Source organism: Micromonospora sp. RTGN7 (assembly GCF_033804645.1).
GTDB lineage: Bacteria > Actinomycetota > Actinomycetes > Mycobacteriales > Micromonosporaceae > Micromonospora.
Window position 1 is genome coordinate 71,783 of the sequence record NZ_JAPZLF010000025.1, and the last position, 8,877, is coordinate 80,659.

The window sequence follows — 8,877 nt, forward strand, 5'->3', positions numbered from 1 at the left end:
GACCAGCCCGCCAGCCCAGCCCGCCGGCCCAGCCCGAACGGGCAGCATGGCCTCACCGGAGGCGGACGTACTCCCCGTGCGGGTCGTGCGGCGCGCTCGGGGCGCCGTCGACCACCAGGTCCACGACGTCAGCGGTGGCGTCGGCGGCGAAGTGCGCTCGCTCCCCGGCGTGCCAGCGCCGCAGCTCCGGCAGGATCTCCGGCCCGTCCCGGGCGGCCGCCCGGGCAAGCCGCAGGTCGGCTGGCGCGGTGACCAGGACCGACAGGGTCAGCTCGGGCCGGATCACGGACCGCGCGGCGCTGACCCCCTCGATGAGCAGCACGGGGGCGGGCGGCACCGGCACCTCGCGCGGCAGGAAGGACCGGCGCGGCCAGCTGTACCGCCGGTACGCCCCGGGCCGGCCGGCCCGCAGCGGGGCGAGCACCCACTCCTCCAACCGGGACCAGAAGGTGAGCTGGTCGTCCCAGCCGTCGAGCAGGTCGTCGGTGTGCACCACCGGTGGCCGCCCGCCGCCGGGCAGCGCGGCGAGGGCGTCCGCGAGGCGACCGGCGAAGACGCCCTTCCCCGCGCCGCTCGGCCCGTCGACCGCCACGAGTCGGGTACGCCCCAACCGGGCCGGCCCGGCCAGCACCCGCCGGCCCAGCCCGGCGTACGTCTCGACGACCGGAACCATCATGGACCCGACGTTAACCGCCCGGTGGGCCCGATTCCCGGCGGTACGTCGTCCGGTCGAACGGAGCCCGTTTCGCCACGCGGACCTGCCGCCCGGTGGGCATGATCGTGCCGTGCGCCACAACGTGATGAGCCCGGGCATCGACGCCCTGCTGGAACAGGCCCGCTCGGGGGTCCGCCGGCTGACCCCGCACGAGACCGTCGAGGCGGTACGCCTCGGCGCGCTACTCGTCGACACCCGCTCCGACGTGCAGCGCCGGGAACAGGGCGAACTACCCGGCGCGGTCGTCATCGACCGGACGGTGCTGGAGTGGCGGCTGGACCCGGCCAGCGACTGGCACATCCCCGAGGCCACCGGGTACGACCGGGAGGTCGTGCTGGTGTGCCGGCAGGGCTACAGCTCCAGCCTGGCCGTGGCCAGCCTGCGTACCCTCGGCCTGCACCGCGCCACCGACATGGTCGGCGGCGTCGAGGCGTGGCGGGAGGCGGGACTGCCGATGTCCGACCGCCCCGCCGACATCCGTTACTGACCCGACCGCGGGCACTCAGTCGGGCGCCCAGTCGGCCGCTCAGTCGGCCGTGGCCGGTCGGCCACCCGAACGGGCGCTCAGGCGGGCGGGGCCACCCGGGCGAGCCAGTCGGCCGCCTCGGCCGGGGGGAGCGTCTGCGCCACGGTCAGCGCCGCGGGCATCAACGGGAACCGTCGGATGTTGTTCCAGCTCCGCTGGTACGGCAGCGGGTCCAGGACCACGACGCGGGCATCGTCGAAGAGCGGGATGTCCGCCGGCGCGCCCTCGTTCCAGATCCACTTGCCGTGCCCGTCAACCAGGTTGAAGCAGCCGACGACGGTGCCGCCGAACCGGTCCTCGGGCGCGTCGGTGGCCACCTCGACCCAGGACGGGTCGACGGTCAGTCCCTCGATCAGGCCCCGCTCGGCCGGGCCGGCGAGCGCCCCGGCCAGCAGGGTGTGCAGTTGGAAGTTGTCGGCGACGCCCTCGATGGTGACCCGCCAGCCCTGGCCCGTCGCCCGGTGCAGCACGAGTAGCGGCTCCCCGTCGAGCACCCGCAGCAACCCGAGGACGCACTCCAGGTCGGGCCGCTCGCCGGCCAGCTCCGCCCCGACCGTGAGCAGTCGCTCCCGGTGCGGGAAGGTCGCCCGGACCAGCGCCGACTGCTGCAACAGGGTGATCGCGGGCATGGCCCAGGCGCCGGCCGCATACCAGCTCTGCACGGCGTCGAGGGCGTCCTGCTCGTCGTCGTACGCCTCGGTGAGCACGGCGATCGCCCCGTCCATGGTGGCGGGGTCGTCGGGGTCGGGCGGCTCGTCGTCGCCGCGTACCCGCTGCCAGCCGGCCCGGAAGCGGTGGGCGCCGATGAGCGCGGCGGCGAACCCGTCAGCCACCGGGGCGGCCAGGAGGTCGGGGCGGGCACCCAACTCGACCAGCGCCCCGCAGAGGACGGAGAACTGGCCCCGGGCGCCGGTGCCGAGCTGCGGCAGGAGGGCCACGCACCGGGGCAGCGCCTCATCCAGTTCCGCGACGGTCGCCTGCTGCGCGGCCTGCCAGACCCCCGGCATGGCCCGGGTCATGGCGGCGCCGTCGCGCTCGCGTACGGCCGCCTCGACGTCGGAGAGCCGGTCCGCCAGCTTCCCCCTGCGGTTGAAGATCATCGGCGCAGCCTAGCGAGCACGCCCGCCTCCGCACGTCCCTCTCGCCGGCCCGTACCGCCCCCGATGCGGCCAGCCTGGGCCTACCCGGACATGTGCGACACATCACTACCGCCAACGCCCCGACCCGCACCGCCCCACGCACGCCCCGCCCCGCCGCCGCACCAGCCCGCGCCCGCGCACGCCCTCGCCCGCCGCCCCGCTCCCGCCCGCCGCCCGAACCCCCGCCGCCCGCAGATTCAGAGAATGTGTGGCCTTTCGGCGCCCCGTGACCACACATTCTCTGAATCTGCGCGGATCGAATAGGGGCGGGGGCGGGCGGGGTGGGGTTAGGTGGGAGGGCCGGGTGGGAGGAAGGGCAGCCCGGTGGGTGGGCCGGACTCGATCAGGTGCCAGAGGGCGTCGGTGTCCAGGTGCTCCTCGACCAGGTCGCCGAGCAGGTCCAGGGACCGCTCGCGGGCGGCGGCGAACGCGGTGTCCGGGGCGACCCGGAAGCCGGCGCGGCCGGCGAGCCTGGCCGCCTCGGTGAGGAACCGGCGGCGGAACGCGTCGGACTCGAATGCCCCGTGCCAGTGGGTGCCGCACACCGCGCCGAGCACTGCCCCCTCGCCGGTGCCGTCGTCGTACGTCAGCAGGGGTGGCAGCGCCGGGTCGACCGCCGAGACGTACCCGTGGTGGATCTCGTACCCCCGAACCTGGATGTCCGGGTCGGTGGCGGCGGTGCCGGCCGAGACTCGGACGGTCTTGCCCGGCGCGAAGGTGACCTCGACGGGCAGCAGGCCCAGCCCGGGGACGCTGCCGGCGCGGCTCTCCACCGGGTCGTGCACCGCCCGGCCGAGCATCTGGAAGCCGCCGCAGATGTCGAGCAGCGGCTTGCCGGCCGCCGCGTGTGTCAGCACGGCCTCGGCCAGCCCGGTCTCGCGCAGCCAGGAGAGGTCGGCCACGGTGGACTTGGAGCCGGGGAGCACGATCACGTCGGCGGCGGCCAGTTCGGCGGGCTCCACAGTGAGCCGGACCCGAACGCCGGGCTCGGTGGCCAGCGCCTCCACGTCGGTGGCGTTGCTGATCCGGGGCAGCCGAACCACCGCCACGTCCAGCCAGTCGGTGCCGTGCGGGGCCGCGGGCCGACCGAGCACCCGGCCGTACGCGAGCGAGTCCTCAGCGTCCAACCACAGGTCGAGGTGCCAGGGCAGCACCCCGTACGTGGGGCGGCCGGTGACCCGGTGCAGCATGTCCAGCCCCGGCCGGAGCAGCCCGAGGTCACCCCGGAACTTGTTGATCACAAAACCGGCGATCAGTGCCTGGTCGGCCGGGTCGAGCAGGGCGACGGTGCCGAACATCGCGGCGAACACCCCGCCCCGGTCGATGTCGCCCACCACGATCGTGGGCAGCCTGGCGTGCCGGGCCAGGCCCATGTTCACGTAGTCGCCGGACCGCAGGTTGATCTCCGCCGGGCTGCCGGCCCCCTCGCAGACCACCACGTCGTACGCCTCACGCAGCTCGGCCAGCGCGGTGAACGCCGCCTCGGCGAGCCGGGGCCGCAGGGCGTGGTAGTTGCCGGCGGTGACCGTGTCGACGGCCTCGCCGAGCAGCACCACCTGGCTGGACCGGTCGCTGCCCGGCTTGAGCAGTACCGGGTTGAACCGCAGGTCGGGGGCGATCCCGCAGGCCGCCGCCTGCATCGCCTGGGCCCGGCCGATCTCACCGCCCCGGCCGTCCGGGCCGACCACCACCGCCGAGTTGTTGGACATGTTCTGTGCCTTGAACGGCGCCACCCGCACCCCACGCCGGTGCAACCACCGGCAGATTCCGGCGGTGAGCACGCTCTTGCCCGCGTCGGAGGTCGTCCCCGCGACCAGCAGCCCCCCGCTCACCGCCGCCGGCCGGTCCCGCGCATCCCGGCAACGAGGCCCCGCCAACCGACCCTGGCCACCGCGCCGGCCAGCCGCCCCACGGTCACCGGGTACGCGGCGGCCACGCCGAGCGCGGCCAGTCCGACCGCGCCGGAGACCCTCGCGGCCCGCTTCAGGTGCCGAGCCTCGGGGCGGGGCCCGTCGCCGAGGTACGGCCGCACCTCCGACCGCCCGAAGTAGACGTTGCGCCCGCCGAGCCGCACCCCGAGCGCCCCGGCCATCGCCGCCTCGCACTGCCCGGCGTTCGGGCTGGGATGATCGTTGCGGTCCCGCAGCCACACCCGCCAGGCTCGGCCCCGGTCGCCGTGCGCGGCCGGGGCCACGGCGACGGTGAGCAGCCCGGTCAGCCGGGACGGGGCGAGGTTGAGCAGGTCGTCGAGGCGGGCCGCCGGGGTGCCGAAGTTCGCGTACCGGGGCGAGCGGTGGCCGACCATCGCGTCGAGGGTGTTGGCCGCCCGGTAGCCGAGGAGGCCGGGCAGGCCGGCAACCGCCCCCCACAGCAGTGGTGCGACCACCGCGTCGGAGGTGTTCTCGGCGACCGACTCGACGGTGGCGCGGGCCAGCTCCGGCTCGTCGAGCGTCGACGGATCCCGCCCGCACAGATTCCCCAGGCGCCGGCGGGCTCCCGGCAGGTTCCCGCCGCTCAGCGCCCCGCCCATCGCCTTCGCCTCGTGGCGCAGGGTGCGACCGCCGAGCACCGTCCAGGTGGCGGCGGCCATCAGCACGGCCCGGCCGACGGGCCGGTTCCGGGTGGCCATCGTCGCCGCCGCGCCGGCCAGCACCGGCACCCCCACGGCCAGTGCGGTGAACACCACCCCGGCGGTACGGTCCGGCCGGTAGACCTGCCGTTCCAGCGCCCCGGCCGCCCGGCCGAAGCCGGCCACCGGATGCCAGCGCCGGGGGTCACCGAGGAGGGAGTCCAGGGCGTACCCCGCCACCAGACCTGCCGCGTTAGCCACGACGACCGACTGCCGCACCTGCCACCACCCCCCGGCCGGCCAGCGTAGCCGCCCGATCGACCGCCACGGCCGGCCCGTCACCGGTAACTGATCAACTCCAGCAGAGATCCGTCGGGATCGCGGCAGTAGACACTCCGGCCGTGGCCACGCCCGCCGTCGCGGTCGACCGGCCCGGTCTCCACGGCGACGCCGTGCCGCTGGAGATGGTCGAGGATTTCGTCCACCGTCCCGGGCCAGGAGAAACACAGATCGCTGCCGCCGGGGGCAACAGGAAGACGAGCGACCAGCGCCCCGACGTCCAGGCCGGGCCCGTGGACATTGAGCTGCTGGTCGCCGAGCTGGTACGCGACCCGGCCGCCGGGATGCCCGACGACCTCGGCACCGAGCACATCCCGGTAGAAGGTCGCAGACCTGTCCCAGTCGCTCACCGCGATCACGCAATGATCGAGCCTGATTTCCCCGCGCACAGCCCGAACGCTAACAGCGCAGCAGGTCCGGTGCGCTCGGTCGCCGATACGGGGGCCGAGTTTCCGCCGGTCAGGCCCGCGTGGCGACCTGGCCGACGAACGCTCCCCAGGATTCGCGGGAGAACGCCAGAACCGGACCGGATCCGTTGTCCTTCGTGTCGCGGACGTAGACCGCCACCACAAGGTTATCGGCGACCTCTACACAAGCTCCCTGGTTGGTGCCACTTCGAGTGCTCTTGCGCCAACGTGCACCGGTCAGGTCCATGACTTCGCCACTTCCAGTATCAGTTCGGTGGACTGTTGAAGGGTAAGCGCTTCGGCGAGCGTGGCTTCCCACTGTTCGCGGACAACCGCGATCTCGGCACTCCGCTCGATCACCTGCCCCTGAAGCCGGTTGTCCAAGTAACAGACGTCGACCAGGCCAGGCAGGGTCGCGATGACGAACGGCCCGTCCAAGCCAGCGTACGCACCGACCCCGGACGGTACGACATGGATTCTGACGCGCCGACTGTCCTGGTTGAGATGCACCAAGTGGAAGAGTTGCTCCCGCATGACCGCCGCACCGCCGACGGGGCGGCGAAGGACGGCATCGTCCACGATCGCTATGACCTGCGGCGGGTCTTCACCTCTGAGGATTTTCTGCCGCGCGAGTCGCTTGGCCACTCGGCTTTCCACCTCGTCGGCGCTCAGCCTGCCGTCGCTGGCGAAGACCCCGCGGGCGTACCCCTCGGTCTGGAGAAGTCCCGGAACCCATGCCACCTCGTACCAACGCAGGGTCCGTGCCTGCTGCTCGAAAGTGATCCACTCGCGCAGCCAGAGGGGTGCGGCATCTAGCTCCGACAACCGCTCAAGCAGCCGGGCGAACATGCCACCGGTTCTCAGAGCCTTGTCCACCGCCGCCACATAGTCGCCTGTCGGCGAGCGGGTGCCGGTCTCCACTGCGCTGACGTGAGTACCTGAGTAGCTGATCGTTTTGCCGAATTCATCCTGGTTCATGCCACGCGATGTTCTTGCGTGGCGCAGCTCGTCCAGCAGGATCTCCGCAGCGGTCATGCCCACGTCCCCACACCTCCCCCAGCCTTCCGGCATCGCCCCTCACACACCCCCACCAGGCGAAACTACCTCCGTCGCAGTCCCTCCAATGGGGCCGATCACCTTCCGAGGTTAGGCGGTCACAGCGCAGAGTTCCATTAGCGGACCGCTGGCGGAGCGATGGCTGTTGGCGGCCCTTGACCAAGGCCACCCCGTCTCCTTCCAGGAACGGGCAGCGCTTCCAAACTCGACGGACAGGGAGAGCCATGTCGCACCGAGGAGGACGTCACCGGAGCCGGCGGGGCCGGCACTGCGCGTGCCAGGTGTGCCGGGCGCATCGCACGGCGAAGCCCGAGCCGAAGCCGAAGCAACAGCCGAAGCCGGACCAACAGCCGAAGCCGGTGCGGTACGACCCTCCCCTTGTGGGGCCGATGATCCCGCCGCTGCGGGTGCCGCGTAACGACGGGGCGATCCGGGTCCTCCGGGAGATGGCCCGCGAGTTGCCGGCCCCGGCGCAGCTCAGGCGCGGGAACCGAGGCCGGCAGTGATGGAACTACGCGAACCGGACCTGGCCGACCACTGCGCAGCCGGGCCCGGCTGGCGGTGCGAGGCGTGCGGCGAGGAGTTCCCGTGTGCGACCTGGCGAGGGCTGCCGCTGGACCGACACCTGCGCGGCGCGCTGCTGTCGTGCTTCACGTTGCTGCTCGGCCAGGCGGTCCGGGACCTGCGCGGCCACCCGGACGGACCGACGCCGCCGCAGATCGTGCGGCGCTTCCTCTGGTTCATGCCGCTGACCGACGAAGAGGCGCGAGCCGTCGCCCTGCGGGTGCGCTGATGACTCGCGCCGCCCGTCCCCACCTGCCCGTCCGCCCCATCTGGCTGTGCCGCCGCTGCGGCCACCCCTGGCCCTGTGGGGAGGCCCGGCTATGCCTGCTGGTCGAGTACCGGGGCAACCGCGTCGGCCTCCTGATCTACCTGGCTGCGCTGAAGCTGGAGGCGGCCGACCACCTGGCCCGGCTCAGCCCCGACTCACCCCCGGGCGACCTGACCGACCGCTTCCTGTCCTGGGCACGGGCACGCGGGTAACCCATCGCCGCCCGCCCCGGCACCGTCTCCCTCCCCCGTGGGAGAACCGGCACCGGGGCGCGCCTCCTCGGCGGCGGATCGGGGCGGCCGAGGCGCTACGGCTGCCCCGTGCCAGCCCGTCGAGCGCCTCGGCCGATCGTCAGGCGGACACCGGGACCCGTCCACGGCCCCGCCGGCCCCGGCGGTCGGGGGTCACCCCCTCCGGCTCTCCGCCGGACGGTTCCGGGTCGCTGTGACCGCCCTGGGCCGACAGGTCGACCTCGCCGGCCCGGACGACGTCGCCGGAGGGCACCTCTCCGTCGGGCGTCTCTGAGTCGGGCAACGGGGACAGGTCGTCCCCGCCGTCGACGCCCAACTCCGTCAGCTCGTCGTCGTGGGCGGGGTCGGCCCGATCGTCGAAGGGATCTCCCTCCAGGTCTTCGAAGTCGGGGCCCCCGGCCGGGTCACGCCCGGCGGGTGGGGCGTCGAACGAGCCCCGGGCCGGGTCGAAGCCGCCCGGCTCGAAGTCTTCGTCGAAGGGACGGTTGGCCGGCGAGGCGGGCACCTGCCCCCGCGGGACCCGCTCGGTCGGCTCCCCGTGCACCCGGCTCTCCGCCTCGGCGTCCTCGACGGTGCTGGTGGCCATGGTCGGCCGGTTGCGCAGGAATCTTCCCCGCCCCCTGGACAGGTCGTGCCCGACCGCGACGGCCTCCAGCTCGTAGAGGGTGCGGTGGTTGCCGGCCTCGTCGGTCCAGTCCCGGGTGTAGAGGCGGCCGGCGACCACGACCGGGTCGCCGACCATCACCGAGGAGGCGACCCCCTCGGCCAGCTTGCGCCAGCAGTTGACGCGTACCCGAAGGCTGTTGCCGTCGACCCACCGGCCGCGGTCCCGGTCGAGCCGGCGGGCGGTGGAGGCGACCTTGAAGTTGGCCACCAGGGTGTTGCTCTGGGCGGTGCGCCGCCATTCCGGCGCAGTCAGCACATTGCCGACAATCGTGGGAGATTGCAAAGATCTATTACCCCTCAGTGACTAGTGGCCGCTGGCCAGCCGGCGGCGGATGCGCCTTACGGCGTCGGCGGTCTCCCGGTCCATGGCCGGCAGC

The 8,877-nt window shown here is 73.5% G+C and carries 11 protein-coding genes; 3 read left to right on the forward strand and 8 right to left on the reverse strand.

All coding sequences use genetic code 11. The annotated features are described in order from the left end of the window. Positions 1-52: 52 nt before the first annotated feature. Positions 53-676, reverse strand: a complete 624-nt coding sequence (locus tag SNR22_RS29505; RefSeq protein WP_413775714.1) for a uridine kinase — start codon at positions 674-676, stop codon at positions 53-55. A gap of 124 nt (positions 677-800) precedes the next feature. Here SNR22_RS29505 and SNR22_RS26345 point away from each other — a divergent pair, with 124 nt between their 5' ends. Continuing rightward, the gene (locus tag SNR22_RS26345; protein ID WP_320069370.1) at positions 801-1,202 is read left to right on the forward strand and encodes a rhodanese-like domain-containing protein; all 402 of its coding nucleotides are present in this window, start codon (positions 801-803) and stop codon (positions 1,200-1,202) included. Positions 1,203-1,279: 77 nt separating this feature from the next. Here SNR22_RS26345 and SNR22_RS26350 read toward each other — a convergent pair whose 3' ends face one another. The 6 genes from SNR22_RS26350 to SNR22_RS26375 form a co-directional block, all read right to left on the reverse strand. Continuing rightward, a complete protein-coding gene (locus SNR22_RS26350; protein ID WP_320069352.1) occupies positions 1,280-2,341 on the reverse strand; it encodes a hypothetical protein in 1,062 nt (353 codons plus the stop codon). A 326-nt stretch (positions 2,342-2,667) separates the two neighbouring features. Then, a complete protein-coding gene (locus SNR22_RS26355) occupies positions 2,668-4,212 on the reverse strand; it encodes a cobyric acid synthase (protein ID WP_320069353.1) in 1,545 nt (514 codons plus the stop codon). Beyond that, positions 4,209-5,228, reverse strand: a complete 1,020-nt coding sequence (locus SNR22_RS26360) for a cobalamin biosynthesis protein (protein ID WP_320069354.1) — start codon at positions 5,226-5,228, stop codon at positions 4,209-4,211. Before SNR22_RS26360 ends, SNR22_RS26355 begins: the two co-directional genes overlap by 4 nt. A 59-nt stretch (positions 5,229-5,287) precedes the next feature. Then, entirely contained in the window at positions 5,288-5,638 is a 351-nt protein-coding gene (locus SNR22_RS26365) for a VOC family protein (RefSeq protein ID WP_413775715.1), read from the reverse strand. Between the two features lie 109 nt (positions 5,639-5,747). Continuing rightward, positions 5,748-5,942, reverse strand: a complete 195-nt coding sequence (locus tag SNR22_RS26370; RefSeq protein WP_320069356.1) for a DUF397 domain-containing protein — start codon at positions 5,940-5,942, stop codon at positions 5,748-5,750. Then, positions 5,933-6,730 carry a helix-turn-helix transcriptional regulator gene (locus SNR22_RS26375; protein ID WP_320069357.1) on the reverse strand — a complete coding sequence of 266 codons (798 nt, stop codon included), beginning with the start codon at positions 6,728-6,730 and terminating at the stop codon, positions 5,933-5,935. The genes SNR22_RS26370 and SNR22_RS26375 overlap by 10 nt, the downstream gene beginning before the upstream one ends. A gap of 526 nt (positions 6,731-7,256) precedes the next feature. Here SNR22_RS26375 and SNR22_RS26380 point away from each other — a divergent pair. Then, complete coding sequence (locus tag SNR22_RS26380; protein WP_320069358.1) at positions 7,257-7,544, forward strand: hypothetical protein; 288 nt, start codon at positions 7,257-7,259, stop codon at positions 7,542-7,544. Next, a complete protein-coding gene (locus SNR22_RS26385; protein ID WP_320069359.1) occupies positions 7,544-7,795 on the forward strand; it encodes a flavin reductase in 252 nt (83 codons plus the stop codon). The genes SNR22_RS26380 and SNR22_RS26385 overlap by 1 nt, the downstream gene beginning before the upstream one ends. A 139-nt stretch (positions 7,796-7,934) precedes the next feature. Here SNR22_RS26385 and SNR22_RS26390 read toward each other — a convergent pair whose 3' ends face one another. Beyond that, complete coding sequence (locus SNR22_RS26390; protein ID WP_320069360.1) at positions 7,935-8,783, reverse strand: single-stranded DNA-binding protein; 849 nt, start codon at positions 8,781-8,783, stop codon at positions 7,935-7,937. Positions 8,784-8,877: the final 94 nt, after the last annotated feature.

Bases quoted from the DNA above. Each gene is read 5' to 3' on its own strand.
- SNR22_RS26385 (WP_320069359.1), top strand. From the start codon at position 7,544: ATGACTCGCGCCGCCCGTCCCCACCTGCCCGTCCGCCCCATCTGGCTG.
- SNR22_RS26375 (WP_320069357.1), bottom strand. From the start codon at position 6,730: ATGACCGCTGCGGAGATCCTGCTGGACGAGCTGCGCCACGCAAGAACA.
- SNR22_RS29505 (WP_413775714.1), bottom strand. From the start codon at position 676: ATGATGGTTCCGGTCGTCGAGACGTACGCCGGGCTGGGCCGGCGGGTG.
- SNR22_RS26370 (WP_320069356.1), bottom strand. From the start codon at position 5,942: ATGGACCTGACCGGTGCACGTTGGCGCAAGAGCACTCGAAGTGGCACC.
- SNR22_RS26345 (WP_320069370.1), top strand. From the start codon at position 801: ATGAGCCCGGGCATCGACGCCCTGCTGGAACAGGCCCGCTCGGGGGTC.
- SNR22_RS26380 (WP_320069358.1), top strand. From the start codon at position 7,257: ATGGAACTACGCGAACCGGACCTGGCCGACCACTGCGCAGCCGGGCCC.
- SNR22_RS26350 (WP_320069352.1), bottom strand. From the start codon at position 2,341: ATGATCTTCAACCGCAGGGGGAAGCTGGCGGACCGGCTCTCCGACGTC.